Source organism: Gordonia sp. OPL2, assembly GCF_003797825.1.
Lineage (GTDB): Bacteria > Actinomycetota > Actinomycetes > Mycobacteriales > Mycobacteriaceae > Gordonia.
In genome coordinates this window covers 572,180-592,028 of sequence record NZ_RKME01000001.1, presented here as the reverse complement: position 1 = coordinate 592,028, position 19,849 = coordinate 572,180, and the positions used below count along the sequence as shown (strand labels likewise).

Here is a 19,849-nt window from a genome sequence, read left to right as displayed (position 1 = left end):
GGTGCACACCGAGATCGCGATCGTCGCCCGGGCGGGCCGCTCGCCGCGGGTGACCGCGTCGGGCGGACTCGCCGTGCGGCAGACGGGGATCGACACCGTCCACCTCATCAGCACCGCGGCCACCCCGCTCGGCGGAGATACGATCGACGTGCGGGTGTTCGTCGAGTCCGGCGCGAGCCTGCACGTGGAGACCGTCGCGGCGACCCTCGCTCTGCCCGCCCGGCACCGGATCGACTCGACGATGTCGTGGACGATCGAGGTCGCCGAGGGCGCGCGGCTGTTCCTCGATCCGCAGCCGACGGTCGTGGCCGCCGGCGCCGATCACCGCACGGTGACCGACATCGTCGCCGCGACGACATCGACGGTCATCGTCGCCGAGCATGCCCAGCTCGGTCGTCGCGAGGAGACGCCGGACCACGCGGCACGGGCACGCTGGCGTGGATCACTACGCCTGGACGTCGGTGAGATGCCGGTCTTGCGACATCAACTCGCCCTCGGCGGTCCCGACGGGACCGGTCATCGCGCGGTGAGCAGTGTCGTGCGCTACCCGGACGAACGCGCCGGGGACGTCTCACCGCACGCGTATGCCGCCCGTCTGGAACTCCCGCGGCCGGCAGGTGTCCTCGGCGCCACGCTCACCACCGGACTCGCGTCGTCGGCGCAGGCGGCGCGTGTCCTGTGTGACGAACTGGACCTCGCCCCGACCGCGGTCTGACGGCCGGGCGCGTGCCGCGGGCTCAGCCGGCCTCGGCCTCGGCCTTCGACGACGGAACCGCTTCGGTTCCCGCGGCCTTGGTCGACGGGATCGCCCCGGCGGCCTCCGCCTCGGCCTCTTCCTCGGGCTTGCCCTCCAGCGCGGAGAGCGCACCGAGGGCGGTCCGCGCATAGACCTGCTGCTCCGTGACCGCGAGCTGCGTACGACCGCGGGTACTGAACGCGAAGAACCAGTTCACCAGGGTGTTGAGGCGATTGCGGAAGCCGACGATGTAGATGAGGTGCAGCGCGAGCCATCCGAGCCAGGCGAAGTACCCCTCGGTCTCGAACTTCTTCTTGGTACCGGGAATCGGCACCTGCATCACGGCACTGAACCGCGACACGGTGGCCATCGATCCCTTGTCGTAGTAGCTGAACGGCTTTCGTTGTTCCTGCGTCTGACCGTCGAGTCCGGCCTTGATCGCGTCCGCGGCGTAACGCCCGCCCTGGATGGCGCCCTGTGCCACGCCGGGGACGCCGTCGACCGCCATCATGTCGCCGACGACGAAGACATACGGGTTCCCGGGGATCGACAGGTCGGGCAGGACCTTGACGCGACCGGCACGGTCGAGTTCGACTCCCGACTGTTCGGCGAGCTGCTTGCCGAGCGGGCTGGCCTGCACACCGGCCGACCACACCTTGCACTGCGACTCGATCCGGCGGGTGCTGCCGTCCTTGTCCTTGACGACGAGGCCATCGTAGTCCAGATCGACGACCATCGCGTTGAGCTGGATCTCGACGCCCAGCTTCTCGAGCCGATCGGCGGCCTTCTTGCCGAGCTTCTCGCCGAACGGCGGCAGTACCGCCGGTGCGGCGTCGAGGAGGATGACCCGTGCCTCGGTCGGATCGATGTTGCGGAAGGTTCCCTTGAGGGTCTTGTCGCTCATCTCGGCGATCTGACCGGCCAGCTCGACGCCGGTCGGACCGGCGCCGACGACGACGAAGGTGAGCAGCTTGGCGCGTTCCTCCGGGTCGTCGGAGAGCTCGGCCTGTTCGAACGCTCCGAGGATGCGGCCACGGAGTTCGAGCGCGTGGTCGATGGTCTTCATGCCGGGCGCGTACTCGGCGAAATGGTCGTTGCCGAAGTAGGACTGGTCGGCGCCCGCCGCGATGATCAGGCTGTCATACGGCGTGACCGTGACACGTTCGAGGAGCCGTGAGGTGACCGTCTTGCCCTCGAGGTCGATCGCGAACACATCTCCGAGCAGCACCTTCGTGTTCTTCTGCTTGCGCAGGACCACACGTGTCGCGGGGGCGATCTCGCCCTCGGCGATGATGCCGGTCGCCACCTGGTACAGCATCGGCTGGAACAGGTGATGGGTGGTCTTCGCGATGAGGGTCACGTCGACGTCGGACTTGGCGAGGCGCTGTGCCGCGAAGAGTCCGCCGAATCCGGACCCGACGATGACGACGTGCGGACGCGCCGTCGGAGTGGGGCTGCTCATGGTGAGAACATCTCCTGTCGCTGAGAGGTCGGGCTGCTGCCGCGCTCTCCCTAACGGTAGTCAATCTCGTGCTCCGGGTCGCGACGAGGACCCCACGCGCGTGGCGCGGAGTCGGTGATGTCCGATCCTTCTCAGGCGGTCAGGCCGGGAACGCGACGATGACGGGGCGCCCAACTCGCCGGTGCCGTCGGCGACCAGGGCTGTGCCGTACCCTCTGACCAGCGCATGGTCGTCGTCTCCCAGTGATTGCGGAGAAGCTCGTACTCGACCTCACCGCCACCTGCGGACGAGAGCAGTTCGTCGTCGCTCATGTGGATCGCCGACAGTCGCATGCCGATCTTCTCCATCACCCGCCGCGAGGCGGTGTTGACCGCCATCGTGCTCGCGAAGACACGTTCGACGCCGATTTCGCTGAAGGACATCGTCAACAGGGCGTGCGCGGCCTCGGTGGCCAGCCCATGCCCCCAGGAGTCGCGTCGGAGTCGATAACTCAACTCGAGTTCGGAACGGTTGCTGTGGCGGGGCGTGCGCAGGGCGAACCATCCGCGAAAGGCCGAGGAATAGCGGTCCTGCGCTGTCCACATCCCGCTCCGGTGCGCGCGCTGCTCGGCCTGGGCGCGGGGCACGACCCACTCCTCGATGACCTCGCGCGGTGTTGCGACGCCGCCGCTGACGTACCGCATCACCGCCGGGTCGCTGTCGAGGTCGACCATGGCGTCGACATCCGACAGTGCGACCGGACGCAGCCGCAACCGCACGGTGTCCAGGATCACGATCTCCCCCTCGCCTGACTTCCCTGCGGGTGAGTGTACGGTCCCGTCCGCCCCGGCTCGGCTGCATCGGCGCGCGTGTTGCCCCGTCGGTACCACGCACTAGGGTTTGCGAACGTGGCCGACCAACATCTCGATGTCCCCATCCAGCTGCGCTTCGGCGACATGGACATCAACAACCACATCAACAATGTGCAGTTCGCCCGGATCTTCGAGGAGAGCCGTGTCCGGTCGTTCGCGGCGTGGTTGCCGGACCGTCCGGAGGGCTTCTCGGTACTCGTGGCGAGGCAGGACATCGTCTTCACCGCCGTGCTCGAGTACTCGCTCGACCCGGTGACCGTGCGGTCTTGCGTGAGCAGGATCGGGAACAGCTCGTTCACGTTGTCGCTGACCCTGATCGATCCCGCCGGGGTCACCTGTGCGGTGGCGGAGACCACGATGGTGTCGGTCGATCCGGGGACCGGCCGCCCGACGCCCCTGCCGGACCGGGTACGAGAGGCCTTGGGCGTGCACGTCGTCGAGGGCTCCGGCATACCGGTGCGGGCCTGACGGATCGGCCTGCGACGCGCCATGTTCCACCTGCACCGCGCCGAACGCACGGACACCCTCGCCGATGCGCTCGCCGATCTGCTGATCGTCCCGCCGGCCGACCCGATGACACCAGAGGTCGTGGCGGTGCCGGCGCCGGGAGTCGAACGGTGGCTGCAACAGCGACTCGCCACCCGATTGGGTGCCACCGACAGGGGACATGACGGGATCGCGGCCAATCTGGACTTCGACTCGCCGGCAGTGCTCACCGATCGGGTCCTGGCCGATGCGATGGCGTTCGAGACCGGACGCGTCGCCTCGCGAGTGCACGGTCGGCCGACGGCCGGCGATCGATGGCGACCCGCCGCGATGACCTGGGCCGTCCTACAGGTTCTCGACCAGATGATCGACGACCCGCGCCTGGCCGTTCTGGCCCGTCACGTCGGCGCCGGGACCGACACCTCCGACGGCGACCACCGGCGTGGACGTCGTTACGCGACCGCGCGACAGATCGCCGGTCTGTTCGACACCTACGCGCGAGCGCGTCCGATGATGCTGCGCGACTGGGCGAACGGCGACGACACCGACGGCGAGGGCCAGGCGGTCGCCGCCGATCTGGCGTGGCAACCCGATGTGTGGCGCGCGGTGCGTGAGCTCATCGGTGAACCGCATCCGGCGGAGTCACTCGCGCGTGCCTGCGCCATGCTGCGGGAGTCCCCGACGGCCGCCGACCTGCCCGACCGGTTGTCGGTGTTCGGGCCGACCCGGATCACCGAGTCGCTCCTGCAGGTGCTCGGCGCGCTCGCGGTGCATCGGGACGTGCATCTGTTCGTACCGCACCCGAGCCCGGCGCTGTGGACCGCGATCGAGACCATGTCGGCGGCCGAGCCCGGTGGGCGCCGCCGATCGGCCCATCGACCGCCCGCCCTCGAGCACCCACTGCTCGCCGGGCTCTCCCGCGACGTGCAGGAACTGCAGCGGCGCGTGGCGCCGGAGGCCGACCGTGTCGTGCATCATCCGTCGTCGTCGGCGACCATGCCCTCCGTGCTGGCGCAGCTGCAGGCAGGTATCCGCGACGACGCCGTCGTCGCGGGCGGGATGCCCGCGGACCCGTCGGTCGAGGTGCACTCGTGTCACGGGCCCGAGCGACAGGTCGAGGTCCTCCGGGACCGCCTGCTGCATCTGTTCGCCGCCGACCCGACGCTGCAGCCACGCGACGTGCTCATCATGTGTCCGGATGTGGAGACCTTCGCGCCGCTGATCCGGGGGGCGTTCGGCCAGCCCGGACTGGGACACCCCGCGTTCGAACTCCGCGTACGACTCGCGGACCGCGGTCTGCGGCACACCAACGCGGTGCTCGACGTCGTCGCCGCCGTCGTGGAACTCGCGGCCGGCCGTGTCTCGGCGGGCGCGGTCCTCGACCTGCTGTTGCGCGCCCCGGTCTCCGAGCGGTTCGACCTGACCGACGACGACATCGACATGATCCGGGAATGGTTGGTGGGCAGCAACATCCGTTGGGCGATCGACGACACCCAGCGGGCGCGCTTCGGTCTCTCCGGATTCGGTCAGGGCACCTTCGACGCCGGACTCGACCGCATCCTGCTCGGCGCTGTCGCCGAGGAGGCAGACGGCGAGTGGCTCGACACCGCGCTGCCGCTGGCCGGGGTCGAGAGCACCGAGATCGACCTCGCCGGTCGCTTCGCCGAGTTCGTCGCGCGCCTGTCGGGAGCCCTCGACGCCCTGAGTGGTGCCCATCCGGCCGCCACCTGGGTCGAGGTGTTGGTGGGCATCGCCGACTCGCTCACCCAAACCGGCCCGGACGACGAGTGGCAACGTGCGCAGGCGGTCCGGTCGATCGCAGCGGTCTTCGACGATCACGGTGCGCACGACGAACCGCCCCTCACACTGCGACTCGGTGACATCCGGGACCTGATCGCCGGACTCGTCGCCGCCACTCCGACCCGCGCCAACTTCCGCACCGGCGAACTCACGGTGTGTTCGATGGTCCCCATGCGGTCGGTGCCACACCGCGTCATCGTCCTGCTCGGAGTCGACGCCGACGCCTTCCCGCGGGCGACGCGCACCGACGGCGACGATGTCCTCGGCCGGTCACCGCTCATCGGGGAGCGCAACCCGCGCGACGAGGACCGACAGCTGTTCCTCGACGCGATCTGCGCCACCCAGGAGAACCTCTTGGTGTTCTACACCGGCGCGGATCCGGTGTCGGGACGACGAATCCCGCCGGCCGTCGTGGTCAGTGAGCTGATCGATGCGGTGCACACGCTCACCGGCTCCGACGGAGCCGACCCGTCGTCGTGCCTCCGTCAGCACACACTGCACGCCTTCGACGAACGCAACTTCCGTCCCGGTGTCCTCCCCGGTGTGGACGGACCGTTCAGCTTCGACGACGCGCTCCTCGCGGGAGCGCGTGTGGTCGGCACCGCCGACTCCGACACCCCGCGGATCGCCGACATCCGGCTCCCGCGGGCGGAGCCGGAGGACATCGATCTCGAGTCATTGATCTCCTTCCTCACCAACCCGATCGAGGGCTTCATCCGTCAGCGCCTCGGTGCCCGGGTGCCGGCCGAGGAACGGCCTCACGCCGATCAACTCGACGTGCACCTGGCTGCACTGGACAAATGGGGCATCGGTGATCGGTTCCTGTCGAGAATGCTGTCGGGCAGCGACCTGGCCGCCTGCCAGGCCGCCGAGCTGCGGCGTGGCACCCTGCCGCCGTTCGCGTTCGGAACCCGTGAACTCCAGGACATCTCGGTCGACGTCGACGCGGTCTTCGCCGCCGCGGCGGCGGCGCGCTCCGGCAGTCCGTCGACCGCGGACGTGGTGGTGCCACTGCCCGACGGCCGGCGCCTGTCCGGCACGGTCTCCGACATCTTCTCTTCCACCATCGTGACGGCCACCTATTCCAAGCTGCGTGCGAAACAGCGTCTGGTCGCCTGGATTCGGCTCATCGCGGTGGCCGCCGCCGCACAGGCGGGCGGTGCCGCACCGGTGGGGGCCGCTGCGGTGGTGGCCCGCCGACCGCGCCGCGGCGGTGGGGTCGCACGGTCGCTGTTCGCCGTGCCCGACGATCCACTGCAGATCCTCACGAATCTGGTCGCGATACGCGATGTCGGGCTCACCCGCGCACTGCCGCTGCCGCTGGACCCGGCCGCCGAGTTCGCCGATCACCGTCTCCGGACCGGGCGTGTCGATCGCGCGCTACCCGCTGCGCGCAAGTCCTTCGAGGGGGACTTCGGCGCGGGCACGGACCGCTATCTGCGTCTCGCGCACACCGGTGACGTGACGTCACCGGTGGAGTTCGATGCGCTGCTCGCCGAGACCGTCCCCGACGACGGGACCTGGGCGTCGACGACACTGCCGGGCGAGGCGGAGGACCCGCTGTTCACCCGGCTCGCCCGACTGATCTGGGAGCCGCTCATGGATCACGAGACACCGTCATGACCCCATCCGGCAACGCAGCACCGGACCGTGCCGTGTCCAAGGCCGGCCTGCACGAGACCGGCGCCCCGCAGCCCTTCGACATCACCGCGCCGCTGCCGTCGGGCACGACCGTGCTCGAGGCGAGCGCCGGCACCGGCAAGACCTACGCGATCGTCGGACTCGGAGCCCGGTTCATCGCCGACGGGGTGCCGATCGACAAACTGCTGCTGGTCACCTTCAGTCGGGCGGCGACCGCTGAACTGCGCGAGCGGATGCGTGATCGTGTCGCGGAACTGGTTGCGGCGCTGTCGGACCCGGATGTCGCCGGCGAGTCGGAGGACGATCTGGTCCGCCATCTCGCCGCCGGCGGGGCGGCGCAGGTCGGCCTGCGCCGGGAACGGTTGGTGCGCGCGTTGTCCGACTTCGACGCGTCGACGATCGCGACGACGCACACGTTCTGCAATCGCATGCTCGATGCGCTCGGCTTCCTCGGTGAACGGGAGCTCGTGTACGAGATCGTCGAGGACGTCGACGATCTCGTCGACGAGGCCGCGCTCGACCTCTATCTACGTGGCTATGCCGGCGCAGACGCACCGGAGATCTCGCTGTCGGACGCCACGACGATCGCGCGCGATGCCGTCCGTCAGCCCGCTGCCGGAATGGCTCCGGCCGCGGACGATCTCGCGGGCGCATCGGGGCCCGACGCGACGATCGCCGGGCGACGTGTGCGTTTCGCCGCCCGGATACGCGCGATCGTCGAGGAGCGCAAACGTCTGTCCCGAGTCCGGACCTACGACGACCTGCAGATGATCCTCTACCGCATCGTCACCGACCCCGTCGTCGGACCGGCTGCCTGCGAACGAATCCGGGGATTCTTCGACGCGGTGCTCATCGACGAGTTCCAGGACACCGACCCCCAGCAGTGGGAGATCGTGCGCCGCTGCTTCCACGGGCATCGGACACTCGTCCTCGTCGGGGATCCGAAACAGTCGATCTACGGGTTCCGCGGCGCCGAGGTGCTCAGCTACCTGCAGGCCGTCGGGTCGGCGGATGCGTTGCGGGCGCTCGATGTCAACCGCCGATCCGACGGCGCGCTCGTGGACGCGCTCGGCCGACTCCACGGTGGTGCCGAGTTGGGGCATCGGAAGATCGTCGTGCACGACGTGACCGCGGCCCGGCCGGGCAGCCGCATCCACGCGATGCCGCCGGTGCGGCTGCGCGCCTTTCCCCGACGCGCCTTCCCGGTGACGGGCGCCAGCGGCTTCGCCGCCGTCGGCGTGGTGCGCGACCGGGTCATCGCCGACGTCGCCGCCGACATCGCCGGCCTACTCGCCTCGGGCACCACCATCGAGGTCGACGGTGTCGCGCGTCCGGTCGAGCCCGGTGACATCGCCGTGCTGGTCACCCTGAACAAGACGATCGAACCGCTGCAACAACATCTGCAGGAGCATGGCGTCGCAGCCGTGATCGGCTCGGGCACCAGCGTCTTCCACACCGCGGCGGCGCGGCAGTGGCTGTCGGTGATCCGGGCGATCGAACAACCCGCACGCACCGATCTCGTCCGATCCGCGGCGATGAGTCCACTGATCGGATGGTCTGCCGAGCGACTCGCCGACGACGACGGCAACGACATCGCGCGGCTGGCCACGACCCTGCAATCCCTGGGGCGGGTCTTCGACGAAGGTGGTTTCGCCGCGATGTCGCAGCGCCTGATGAGCAACGCCGCGGTGGCCGAGCGGGTCCTGGCCACCCGGGACGGAGAACGGGCGATGACCGACCTGGTGCAGGTGGCGTCGCTGTGCAACATCGAGGTGATGGAGACCGACTGCGGCCTCACCGGGGTCGGCGAATGGCTGGCCGAGCGTATCGCGGACACGACCCGCTGGCAGCGCCATCAGGATCAGACGCGACGGCTCGATCGCGACACGGAGGCCGTGCAGATCATGACGGTCCATCGCAGCAAGGGTCTGCAGTTCCCGATCGTGTACATCCCGTTCGCCTGGGACGGCACGAGGAACTCGAACCGTGCCACCTTCACATTCCACGACGATCAGGGCGAACGCATCCTCGACGTCGGCGGCAAGGAGGCGCCGGGGTATCGGTCGCGCTGGCGCCGTCACGAGACCGAGTCGGCAGGGGAGGAGCTGCGCCTGCTCTACGTCGCACTGACCCGTGCTCAGTCGCAGGTCGTGTTGTGGTGGGCGCCTGCCTATTTCACCAAGAACTCGGCGCTGCACAGGCTGTTGTTCGGTCGGCGGCCGGGTTCTGCGGAGATACCCGAGTCCTTCGACGTCCCCGACGACGACACCTGTGCGGACGTGCTCTTGGGCTGGGGGCAGCGTGACGGATCGATCCGCGTCGAGGTCGCCGGACGCGACGAGGATCAGCGGATCGCGCCGCCGGCGGCTCGAACTCCCGCGGCGGGACTGTCGACCTCGCATTTCGACCGCACAGTCGACCAGAGTTGGCGGCGCACATCGTATTCGGCGATCGTCGCGGCCGCAGGGCACGGGCATCCGGTGATCCTCGAATCCGGGAGTGAAGCCGACGACGATCTCGTCACCGACGAGCAGGTCGCCGATCTCGACGACGATCTCGAATCCTCGGAGTCCACGGGGACGCCGTCCCTGATGAACGACATGCCGTTCGGGGCGGCGTTCGGCACACTGGTGCACGAGGTACTCGAGTACGTGGACACCTCGGCGCCCGACATCACCGACCACGTCCGCGAACTGTGCCTCGAAGCGGTCGGACGTCGCCTCCTCGATGTCGACGTCGACCGGCTCACCGCCGCACTGGTCGGAGTGCTGACGACACCGATCGGCCTCGGCGATCTCTGGCAGATCGGACCGCGAGACCGTCTCGCGGAACTGGATTTCGAGTTTCCCCTCGCCGAGCAGGAACCGGCCGGCAGCGCGCCCGATCGGTGGGTCACCATGACGGCGGTCGCCGATCTGATGGACCGTCATCTCGGCGCCGACGACCCGCTGCGGCCCTACAGTGCTCGCCTGCGCGACCTCCCGGCACAACGATTCCGCGGATACCTGACCGGGAGCATCGACTCGGTGCTGCGGACCGCGGACGGCAGATTCGTCATCGTCGACTACAAGACCAACAGGCTCCGTCCCGGCCGGCTCGTCGCCGAGGACTTCGACCGTGCCGCGATGGCGGCCGAGATGATCACGGCCAACTATCCACTGCAGGCGCTGCTGTATTCGGTGGCGCTGCATCGGTATCTGCGGTGGCGCCTGCCCGGTTACCGGCCCGCCGACCATCTCGGTCCGGTCCAGTATCACTTCGTGCGCGGGATGATCGGGCCGGAGACACCGGACGGATGCGGGGTTTTCGACTGGGCGGTCCCGCCCGCGCTCGTCGAGGAACTGTCAGAACTGCTGGCGGAGGGGCGAGCATGACGACGACGGGGCAGGATTCGGCCGCGGCGACCACACCGGGGATCCCGCACAGGGACGCCCATGACGCTCGCGCCGTGGCCGACGGCGGGGGGCTGCTGAGGACACTCAACGAGCTCGGATTGCTCGACGCAGCCGACGTGCACGTCACCGAACGGCTGGCCCGCCTGTCCGGCGAGGTCGTCGACGAGACCGCTCGTGTCGGCGCCGCACTCGCCGTCCGCGCGGTCCGGTTCGGTTCGACATGCCTGGCCCTGTCGCGGGTGCCCGAACTCGTCGGCGAGGATCTCGCCCCCGCGATCCCCACCCCGGAGGAGTTGCGGGTCGCGCTGGCCGACAGCGTCCTCGTGCGCGGCGCCACCACCGGCCCCTTGCGTCCACTGGTCCTCGCCGACTCCGCCGACGGTCCACTGCTGTACCTGCGCAAGTACTTCCGGCAGGAGGAGCTGATCCGATCGGTCCTCGCCGCACGTGGCCTGCGTCGCCCGGACGTCGATCCGACCGCGGTGAGGGCGGCGGTCGCGGACGTGTTCGGACCGTCCGAGCCGGACGAGCTCGACCTGCAGCGGGTCGCTGCACAGATGGCGGCGGTCAGCTGGACGCTGGTCGTCGCGGGTGGGCCGGGCACCGGCAAGACGTACACGGTCGCGCGGATCCTGGCCGTGCTCGATCGACTGGCCGGTGGCGGTGCGCGCATCGGGCTGTGTGCCCCGACCGGACGCGCGGCGGCGCAACTGCAGGCGGCGGTGTCGTCGGATCCCGCCGCGCCGTCGTCGGTGCGGGCGGTCACCGTGCACTCGCTGCTGGGCTGGCGGCCCGGTTCGGCGCCGCGGCACAACCGCGGCAACAAGCTGCCCTACGACGTGGTCGTCGTCGACGAGACGTCCATGTTGTCGATGACCGCGATGAGCAAACTCCTGGACGCCGTCCGCGCCGATGCCCGCGTCATCCTCGTCGGCGATCCACACCAATTGGCCTCGGTCGAGGCCGGGGCCGTACTGGCCGATCTCGTCGAACGGGAGATCGCCGAGCCCCCGACCCCGGTCGTCGACGGGATCATCGAGCCGTCGGTGATGGCACGGCTCCCGGACCGCGATCGGGTGGACCACGGGGTGGTGACGCTGCGTCGCGGCCACCGGTTCGGAGGGGGAATCGCCACGGTCGCGGCGGCCATCAACGCCGGGGATGCCGACGCCGTCGTCGCGATGGTCACCGACCCGGCGGTGACCGACGTGATCCTCGAGGCCGTCGACGATCTCGACGGTGTCCGCGCCGATGTGGAGGCCTGGGGTCTCGCACTCGACGTCGCGGCGCGCGACTCCGAGGCCACGGCCGCACTCGACGCGCTCGATCGTCACCGGGTGCTGTGCGCCCATCGGGAGGGCGGTTGGGGAGTGCAGGGCTGGTCGCGACGGGTCGTCGAATGGCTCGCCGCGATGCCCGGCCACCATCATCTCGATGCCGATTCCACGCTCCTGCACCCCGGCCGGCCACTGATGGTGACCGCCAACGACCGCCAGAACGGCATCTTCAACGGGGATTCGGGCGTCGTCATCGGCGACGAGACGTCGGCCGAGGTCGTATTCCGTCGCGGTGAGGACATCCGCCGCATCCATCCGACCCAACTCGCCGACGTCGTCTCGTTGTACGCGATGACCATCCACCGCAGCCAGGGCAGCCAGTTCGACGGTGTCACGGTCGTGCTGCCGCCGGAAGGCTCCGAACTGCTCACCCGAGAACTGTTGTACACCGCCATCACCCGCGCCCGCCGACATGTCCGCATCATCGGCTCGCCCGAGGTGCTGGCCGCTGCGGTGACCCGACGAGTGCAGCGCGCCAGCGGGCTGCGGTCACCGATCCGGGTCGCCGACCCCGGCGCCACCTAAGGTCGCCAGGCCCCATCTCGCCGACCGTGCCCGGTTTCTCGCCGATCGGGCCCGACAGTCCGCGAGTGGACCTCAGACGATGTCGACTCCGCCGGGCACCAGATCGCGGCGTAGGAAGTTCTCCGTACCGAGGAGTCGTCCTCGTCGGTCGGGCGGCAGCGACATGAGTGCCTGCATGGTCCGGCTGCGCTTGAGCTCGGTGCGGTGCGAGGAGATCCCCGCGGCCTTGCGGTCGCGCCATTCCGCGACGTCGAGCGTCAGATCGATCATCGACTCGGCGGTGCCGGGCAGGTAGTCGCGGGGTGTGCTGGCAAACAGGTCGCCCTGCACGTCCTCGACCATCCATTCGGCGATCGTCACGAAATACAGCGATCGGGTCTGCCACGCGTCGCCCTCGGAGCGGTACAGCCGCGGACTGGCGGCCGCGTCGGCGGCGACGGCGGCGAGCCGATGCGCGTGGATGTGATCGGGATGGCCGTAGATGCCGATCGGGTCGTAGGTGACGATGGCGTCGGGGCGGAACTCACGGATGTGCGACACGACGCGCCGCACCTGATCGTCGAACGGGACCGTGCAGAATCGTTGTGCCTCCGGTGCGGATTCGGGAACCCGGTCGTCGGCGTAACCGAGCATGATCGGCGGCCGGGGCAGACCCAGGGCACGGGCGGCGTCCACCAGCTCGGCGTGCCGGATGGTGCCCTCCGCCCACGTGCACATGATGAGGTCGGCGTCGCCGCCGTGTGCGGTGTGACGGGCGATGATCCCGCCTGTCCACAGTGATTCGTCGTCGGGGTGCGCATGCACGAACAGCAGACGGGGAGGGGGCATTCACCTGCCTTCCTGTGGCGGCGTCGGCCGGATGCCGGACGCCCGATGGAACTCGCGACGTACACGGGCACCGGAACGACCCACTTCAGAGTAGCCAATCAGCCGATCGGTAATATCCGGCTCCGGCAGTGACACGCAGTCGGAGGTCAGAAATGAGTGGTCAGACAGAGGTTCGCGAGTTCCAGGCGGAGACCCGGCAGTTGCTGGATCTCATGGTGCACTCGGTGTACTCGAACAAGGACAGTTTCCTGCGGGAATTGATCTCCAACGCATCGGATGCACTGGACAAGATCCGGCTGGAGTCGCTGCAGGACAAGGACCTGACGGTCGACACCACCGATCTCCACATCGAACTCGACGCGGACACCGAGGCACGGACCCTGACCGTGCGCGACAACGGCATCGGCATGTCGCGTGACGACGTCATCGGGCTGATCGGCACGCTGGCCCGCTCGGGCACCGCCGAACTCCGCCGCAAACTCGCGGAGGTCAAGGACTCGGCCGCGTCGGAGGAGTTGATCGGGCAGTTCGGCATCGGTTTCTACTCGACGTTCATGGTCGCCGATCGGGTCACGCTGGTGACGCGCCGCGCCGGCGAGCCGACCGGTACGCGATGGGAGTCGACCGGCGACGGCACCTACACGATCGACGACGTCGACGACGCACCTCAGGGGACGTCGGTGACCCTGGCCCTCAAGCCCGTCGACACCGACGATCACCTGTACGACTACACCGATCCGACGAAGCTGCGGCAGCTGGTCAAGCGGTACTCCGACTTCATCGCCTGGCCCATTCGGATGGACGTCGAGAAGCCGGTGGCCTCCTCGGGCGAGGACTCCGACGACACCGACGGCGACGAGCCCCGGACCGAGATCGTCAGCGAGGTCATCAACTCGCGGAAGGCGTTGTGGGCCAAGTCTTCCGACGAGGTGACCACCGAGGAGTACCACGAGTTCTACCGCCACATCGGACATGCGTGGGACGAACCCCTCGAGACCATCACGGTCAAGGCCGAGGGGACCTTCGAATACCAGGCGCTGCTCTTCATCCCCTCGCAGGCGCCCTTCGATCTCTTCATGCGTGAGCGCACATCAGGCGTCCAGCTCTACGTGAAGCGCGTCTTCATCATGGATGACTGCGAGGAACTGCTCCCGGAGTACCTGCGCTTCGTCAAGGGTGTCGTCGACGCTGCCGACCTGTCGCTGAACGTCTCGCGCGAGATCCTGCAGCAGGACCGGCAGATCCGTGCCATCCGCCGTCGCCTCACCAAGCGGATCATCTCGTCGGTGTCGGACATGCGCGGCGCGCGTGCCGACGACTACGCGACGTTCTGGGAGAACTTCGGCCGCGTGTGGAAGGAGGGCCTGGTCAACGACCTCGACAACCGCGATGCGCTGCTGAAGGCATCCTCGTTCGCCTCCACCGAGTCCGACGATGGCCTGACCACCCTCGCCGACTACATCGGGCGCATGCGCAGCGGGCAGGACACCATCTACTACATGACCGGGGAATCCCGGCAGCAGATCGAGAACTCGCCGCACATCGAGGCGTTCCGTGCCAAGGGCATCGAGGTCCTGCTGCTCACCGACCCGGTCGACGAGATGTGGGTCAGCAGCGGAGTCGAGTTCGACGGTCGATCGTTCACGTCGATCGCCAAGGGCGCCGTCGACCTCGACGACCTGGACTCCGAGGATTCCGACGAGGGCGACGAGGCCAAGGCGGACAAGGAGAAGCGTGCCGAGGAGTTCTCCGGGCTGCTCGGTTGGCTGGCCGAGACCCTGACCGACGACGTCAACGAGGCCCGTCTGTCGTCGCGGCTCACCGAGTCGGCGGCCTGCCTCGTCGGCGACACGTTCTCGATGTCCCCGCAGCTGGAGAAGCTCTATCGCGCATCGGGGCAGGAACTCCCGAAGACCAAGCGCGCACTGGAGCTCAACGCCGATCACCCGCTGGTCGCCGGTCTCAACGCGGCCTACGGCGCCTCCGACGACCACACCGCGCTCGTCCCGACGGCGAAGCTGCTCTACGGGATGGCGGTCATCGCCGAAGGCGGCGAGCTCGGCGACCCGGCCGAATTCGCGCGGCTCCTGGCCGGCACGCTGACCGAGTCCTTGTCGCCGCAGGACTGAGCCACACCGCGCCGTCGCCGATCACGCGCGGTGCACCTCGCCCGACAGCGGGTGATCAGCGGGAACGTCGAGCAGCAGCCCGACACCGTCGAGCGACCCGCCGAACGGCTCGCCGACGGTGACCCCGGGATGCGTGTGGGTGACGAGCTCGACAAAACGGTCACGGATCTGGTCGTTGTTCGTGAGCACAGTGCCCATCCAGCTGACACGTGCACCGGAACCGGCGTCGTGGCCACTGCGGACGAGGGCGGCGTGCACCGAGTCGGCCAGTTCGGTGGCGGCCCGCGCGTTGATCGCCACGGCGACGGAGTCGCCGCCGCGGGCGAGATCGTCGACGGTCCGGGCGAACCCGGCCGTCCGGGACACCCGATCGGGATCAGCCTGCAACACCATGTAGAGCTCGGGCAGGGCCCCGAACTCGTCGACGGCGGACTGCTCGAGCCCGGTCGCCGGGCCGCGTCCGTCGTAGGCGCGCAGCGCAGCGTCGAGACCGGCGCGGCCGATCCAATAGGCGCTGCCGGCGTCGCCCACCAGATGCCCCCAGCCGTCCACCCGGGCGGTCCCGGAGCGTCCGACCCCGAGGGTCACCACGCCGGTGCCCACGGCGACGACGGCACCGAACTCGAATCGATTGGCAGCCAGATAGGCCGATATCGAGTCGTGGGCCAGCGCCACCGTCCGAATGCCGAGTGCACCGACCGCATCACGCAGGTCCTCGGGCCGCGTGGCCTCCGGGGTGAGACCGGACACGCCGGCGGCCAACTCGCCTGCCGACAGGCCGGATGCTTCGATGAGTTCGCTTGCCGCCGTGGCGATCTGCGGTACCACCGGCCGGTCGGTGTGGATGGCGACGCTCTCGTGGTCACTCTCCGTGCCGGCGCCCGTCCCGCCGACGATCCGCAGCCGGGTGCCCGTCTGCCCTCCGTCGACGAGAACGCGACCGACAGTACTCATGTGTCCTCCCGTTCCGGGCCCCGCCGCCGCGAGTCCAGGCCTCCGCTGATGCGAGTCAAGCTGCCGCATCTGCGATCGTCAAGGCCACGAGCTCGCTGTCATTGGCGCGATGGATCGGATGCAGACGCACCCCGTGTCGTCGTGCATCGCGGGTCAGCATCTGCGCCCAGGTCATGTCGTCGGCGGTGACGCCGTCGCGCCCTGGCCGGGTCAGCAGCATCGCGACCGACAGCTCGCGGATCTCGCCGAGCGTCCGCCCCAGATTGCTCATGAGCAGGTCCGAGAGGACGTCGTCGGGCCGGGCGGGCAACTCGACCTGATGCAGGGGAGGCCCGAAGCGGTTGTCGGTGTCGATGACACTGAACCAGAGCAGGGGCTCGGAGAATCCGAGCGGTCCCATCAGCGCTCGCCAGCGCTGACGGAGTTCGTCGGCGCCGGCGAACGGCTCCAGGGCGGTGTCGATGTGGGGGATGGCGGTGTCGTCGATGGTCATGCACCGATCTTCGCCCGTGATCGCACTGCCGCGATCGTGTCATCCACAGCCTCGGTCGCCTGTGGATCGAGTCGAGCCGGCGTCCGGACAACGTGCTAGCGCGCGCTGCGATGTCACACTGGTGACATGGGTGCCCTCACACCGCTGGCGGTGAAGATCGGATCGATCAGTTGGATGCCGCGGCTCCTCCCGCAGATCGTGATCGTGGACAACGCGATGCACAAGCTGACCGGAGACCGCTACGGATTGCTCGACATCGGCGGTCTGCCGAACATCGAGCTGAGCGTGCCGGGGCGCAAGAGCGGCGTCGTCCGGTCGACGCGACTGCTGGCGGTGCCGACCGACGACGGCGCGTGGCTGATCGCCGGCTCCTACTTCGGTGGACGCGACATGCCGCAGTGGGTCTTCAACATCCGGGCGGCCGACACCGTCGACGTCGGGCACCGCGGCACGACGACGACCATGACGTGGCGCGAACTGGACGGGGCCGAACGCGAGACGGCCTGGGCGACGATGGTCGACGTGTGGCCCAACTTCGACCTGTACGTGCGGCGCACCCCGCGGCGGATACCGGTGTTCCGGCTGGAGCCGGCGACCCGCTCCTGAACCCGCTCAGGCGCCGCGGAACTCGGGGGGCCGCTTCTGGAAGACCGCGGTGACCGCTTCGGTGAGGTCGTCGCTGGGCAGGAACGCCGAGTTCCAGGCCGCCACGTACCGCAGGCTGTCCTCGACGGACGCGCGCCGGGTGTGATCGAGGACCGCCTTGACGCCGTGCACCACCAGAGGCGGGTTGGCCGCGATCTCTGCGGCGGTGGCACGTGCGGCTGCCAGTGCCGCCTCGCGGTCGTCGAGGACGTCGTTGACCAGGCCGATGCGGGCAGCGTGCGCGGCATCGATGTCCTTACCGGTCAGGGCGAGTTCGCGCAGATGACCGTCACCGATGATCGCGGGCAGTCGGGCGAAGCTGCCCACGTCGGCGACCATGGCGACCCGCACCTCGCGGACGCTGAACTTGGCGTCGCTGCTCGCGTAGCGGATGTCGGCGGCGCTGATCAGGTCCACACCACCGCCGATGCACCAGCCGGAAACGGCGGCGATCACGGGCTTGCGGCAGTCGGCCACCGCCGAGATCGCGGCCTGGAGACGACGGATGTTGTCGTGGAACTCGGTCCGTGCTCGCGCCTTCGCGCCGTCGGCGAGTACCGGAGCGAGGTCGCCACCCATGGCGGCGAGGTCCAGGCCGTAGGAGAAGTGCGATCCCGCACCGATCAGGACGATGGCGCGGACGTCGTCGTCGCGGTCGAGTTGCGCACAGATCTCGGGGAGCTCGCGCCAGAAATCGGGCCCCATCGCATTGCCCTTGCCCGGTCCGGTGAGGGTCACCTCGGCGATGAAATCGGCGACGGAGACCTCGAACGCATTCCACTGTTGATCGCTCATGACGGTGAGGTTACCGGTCAGTAGAGGAAGTCAGACCGTGAGGCGGCATGCCTGGCCGACATCGAGGACACGCAGCGCACGCCCCTGGCCGAGCCACAGCGCGCAGGACAGCGCGAGATCGACGATCAACTCGTCGGACAGCACGCCGTGACACCGCTCCCAGAACTCCTCGTCCTCACGTAGTCCGAGGTGGTCGGTGGCGAATCGGTGCGCGAACTCCGCCGCGACCCGCTCGGCCGGACCGTAGCCCGTCCAGGTCGCCCAGTCGTCGACGTGGAGGTAGAACTCCTCGTCCAGGCCGGTCGCCTCCGCGCGGGTGTTGCGGCACACCGCGCACTCGTTGTGACCGGCGATCACCATGCGCGCGAGCTCTCGGGTGCGGGGGTCGAGCCGGCCCTGGGTGTACACCGCATCGGCGTAGGAGCCGAGGGCTCCTCCGAGGGTGGGGGACAGGCCGAGCCAGCCCACGATGTCGTCGTCCGCGAAACCACCGATTCGGGCCATACCGGAACGATAGCAAGAACGAGAACGTGTTCTCGTTCGTTTCCGGGCCGACGCGATGACGCGGAGTGGGTGGGATACGTTTGCCCGGGTGGGACCGGACCCCACGGTGAGCCGACGATTCGAGGTGCGCAGTGAGTGGATACTTCACCGACGACGACATCCCTGCGGAGGAGTTGACCCGCCGGATCGACCGTGCGCGCGGACTGGCCGACAGTGTTCGGGAGCTGGTGGCGGCGACGGTCGTGACCGACGTGTCCGACGACGAACAGATCGAGGCGCAGCGCCACATCGAAGCGGCTGCGGCCGTGCTGGGTCGTCGGCGGATCGACACCTCCTTCGGCATCAGGTTCAACTCGGATGGACGACAACGCAACTGGGGAAACGCGGTGGAGGGGATCCGCAACCCGATCGCGCCACCGGTCGACTTCCGGGCCGAATCGGACCATGTGTGGGCAGAGTTCACCTTGGGTCCGCAGTACGAGGGGCCGCCGGGCCTGGTCCATGGCGGCGTCATCGCGATGATCCTCGATCAGGTGCTGGGCAACGCCGCGGTCCACGCCGGGGCGCCCGGGATGACGGGGACGCTGTCCATCCGCTACCGGCAGGGGACCAAGCTCGGCCCGATCCGTGTCGAGGGCCGGCTCGATCGCACCGAGGGGCACAAGTCTTTCGCCTCGGGGACCATCGCGACACCCGACGGTGTCTGTGCGGAGGCCGAGGGCATCTTCATCCTGCCGCGATGGGCCCGCGGGCTCGACACCGATCGCAGGTTCGGTATCGGCGACGCCTGAGGTCCGCTTGGTGGCCGTGGGTGATCACGTGTCGAACACGATCTCCTGCAGTGCAATCCCGGGGCTCGGCGAGTCGATGTAGAACCGGCCACCGGGGCGTAGGGCCGCACGTACACGGTGGAGGGCCGTGTCGCGAACCTCGGGATGTCGACCATCGAACGCTCCGACGCGGATCGCGACGGCCACGTCGAACGGGGGCGTGTCGTCGGGCAGCACGAGATCCTCGACCGGTGTGCACGCGAACCGGAGCAGACCTACCCGGATGAGTTCACCGGAGCTCGCGATCGCGCGGCTCACCGCTCGTTCGGATCGGTCGACGCCGAGCACGTGACCGTCCGGTCCGACGAGCCCGGCCACCGCACGGGCGGCCGCGCCTGATCCACAACCGATCTCGAGGACGCGGTGGCCGGGTCGCAGCGGCAGGGCGCCGACGGCCGCCGCCAGGCGCGGAGACAGCCGACTCACCGCCTCGACCGC

16 protein-coding genes are annotated in these 19,849 nt (G+C 69.1%); 8 read left to right on the top strand and 8 right to left on the bottom strand.

The window, feature by feature from the left end; genetic code table 11:
* The first annotated feature begins 1 nt into the window (after position 1).
* Positions 2-715: an urease accessory protein UreD gene (locus tag EEB19_RS02605; protein WP_187582853.1), complete on the top strand. Its 714-nt coding sequence runs from the start codon at positions 2-4 to the stop codon at positions 713-715.
* A gap of 22 nt (positions 716-737) precedes the next feature.
* Here EEB19_RS02605 and EEB19_RS02600 read toward each other — a convergent pair whose 3' ends face one another.
* Both EEB19_RS02600 and EEB19_RS02595 read right to left on the bottom strand, forming a co-directional pair.
* A complete protein-coding gene (locus EEB19_RS02600) occupies positions 738-2,198 on the bottom strand; it encodes an NAD(P)/FAD-dependent oxidoreductase (RefSeq protein ID WP_187582851.1) in 1,461 nt (486 codons plus the stop codon).
* 131 nt (positions 2,199-2,329) lie between these two features.
* Complete coding sequence (locus tag EEB19_RS02595; RefSeq protein WP_187582849.1) at positions 2,330-2,971, bottom strand: GNAT family N-acetyltransferase; 642 nt, start codon at positions 2,969-2,971, stop codon at positions 2,330-2,332.
* 114 nt (positions 2,972-3,085) lie between these two features.
* Between EEB19_RS02595 and EEB19_RS02590 the strand changes: the two genes are divergently transcribed.
* The 4 genes from EEB19_RS02590 to recD are packed head-to-tail and all read left to right on the top strand — an operon-like array spanning position 3,086 to position 12,233.
* Positions 3,086-3,517 carry a thioesterase family protein gene (locus tag EEB19_RS02590; RefSeq protein ID WP_262365379.1) on the top strand — a complete coding sequence of 144 codons (432 nt, stop codon included), beginning with the start codon at positions 3,086-3,088 and terminating at the stop codon, positions 3,515-3,517.
* Positions 3,518-3,538: 21 nt separating this feature from the next.
* A complete protein-coding gene (recC, locus tag EEB19_RS02585) occupies positions 3,539-6,958 on the top strand; it encodes an exodeoxyribonuclease V subunit gamma (RefSeq protein ID WP_187582847.1) in 3,420 nt (1,139 codons plus the stop codon).
* Complete coding sequence (locus EEB19_RS02580) at positions 6,955-10,350, top strand: UvrD-helicase domain-containing protein (protein ID WP_187582845.1); 3,396 nt, start codon at positions 6,955-6,957, stop codon at positions 10,348-10,350. The genes recC and EEB19_RS02580 overlap by 4 nt, the downstream gene beginning before the upstream one ends.
* On the top strand, positions 10,347-12,233 hold the full coding sequence (gene recD, locus EEB19_RS02575; RefSeq protein WP_187582843.1) for an exodeoxyribonuclease V subunit alpha: 1,887 nt from the start codon (positions 10,347-10,349) through the stop codon (positions 12,231-12,233). Before EEB19_RS02580 ends, recD begins: the two co-directional genes overlap by 4 nt.
* 72 nt (positions 12,234-12,305) lie before the next feature.
* Here recD and EEB19_RS02570 read toward each other — a convergent pair whose 3' ends face one another.
* The gene (locus EEB19_RS02570; protein ID WP_187582841.1) at positions 12,306-13,061 is read right to left on the bottom strand and encodes a PIG-L family deacetylase; all 756 of its coding nucleotides are present in this window, start codon (positions 13,059-13,061) and stop codon (positions 12,306-12,308) included.
* A 152-nt stretch (positions 13,062-13,213) separates the two neighbouring features.
* Between EEB19_RS02570 and htpG the strand changes: the two genes are divergently transcribed.
* Positions 13,214-15,190: a molecular chaperone HtpG gene (gene htpG / locus EEB19_RS02565; RefSeq protein ID WP_187582839.1), complete on the top strand. Its 1,977-nt coding sequence runs from the start codon at positions 13,214-13,216 to the stop codon at positions 15,188-15,190.
* Positions 15,191-15,211: 21 nt separating this feature from the next.
* Here the strand turns inward: htpG and EEB19_RS02560 are convergent, their stop codons facing one another.
* A complete protein-coding gene (locus EEB19_RS02560; protein ID WP_187582837.1) occupies positions 15,212-16,144 on the bottom strand; it encodes a BadF/BadG/BcrA/BcrD ATPase family protein in 933 nt (310 codons plus the stop codon).
* A 55-nt stretch (positions 16,145-16,199) separates the two neighbouring features.
* The gene (locus tag EEB19_RS02555; protein ID WP_187582835.1) at positions 16,200-16,637 is read right to left on the bottom strand and encodes a hypothetical protein; all 438 of its coding nucleotides are present in this window, start codon (positions 16,635-16,637) and stop codon (positions 16,200-16,202) included.
* A 126-nt stretch (positions 16,638-16,763) separates the two neighbouring features.
* Here EEB19_RS02555 and EEB19_RS02550 point away from each other — a divergent pair, with 126 nt between their 5' ends.
* Positions 16,764-17,243 carry a nitroreductase family deazaflavin-dependent oxidoreductase gene (locus EEB19_RS02550; RefSeq protein ID WP_187582833.1) on the top strand — a complete coding sequence of 160 codons (480 nt, stop codon included), beginning with the start codon at positions 16,764-16,766 and terminating at the stop codon, positions 17,241-17,243.
* Between the two features lie 6 nt (positions 17,244-17,249).
* Here EEB19_RS02550 and EEB19_RS02545 read toward each other — a convergent pair whose 3' ends face one another.
* Together EEB19_RS02545 and EEB19_RS02540 are read right to left on the bottom strand one after the other, a co-directional pair.
* The gene (locus EEB19_RS02545) at positions 17,250-18,077 is read right to left on the bottom strand and encodes a crotonase/enoyl-CoA hydratase family protein (protein WP_187582831.1); all 828 of its coding nucleotides are present in this window, start codon (positions 18,075-18,077) and stop codon (positions 17,250-17,252) included.
* A 30-nt stretch (positions 18,078-18,107) separates the two neighbouring features.
* Positions 18,108-18,581, bottom strand: coding sequence for a carboxymuconolactone decarboxylase family protein (locus EEB19_RS02540; protein WP_187582829.1), 474 nt, complete (start codon positions 18,579-18,581; stop codon positions 18,108-18,110).
* A 131-nt stretch (positions 18,582-18,712) separates the two neighbouring features.
* Here EEB19_RS02540 and EEB19_RS02535 point away from each other — a divergent pair, with 131 nt between their 5' ends.
* Positions 18,713-19,372 carry a PaaI family thioesterase gene (locus tag EEB19_RS02535; RefSeq protein ID WP_187582827.1) on the top strand — a complete coding sequence of 220 codons (660 nt, stop codon included), beginning with the start codon at positions 18,713-18,715 and terminating at the stop codon, positions 19,370-19,372.
* Positions 19,373-19,396: 24 nt separating this feature from the next.
* Here EEB19_RS02535 and EEB19_RS02530 read toward each other — a convergent pair whose 3' ends face one another.
* A complete protein-coding gene (locus tag EEB19_RS02530) occupies positions 19,397-19,837 on the bottom strand; it encodes a cyclopropane-fatty-acyl-phospholipid synthase family protein (RefSeq protein ID WP_262365378.1) in 441 nt (146 codons plus the stop codon).
* Positions 19,838-19,849: the final 12 nt, after the last annotated feature.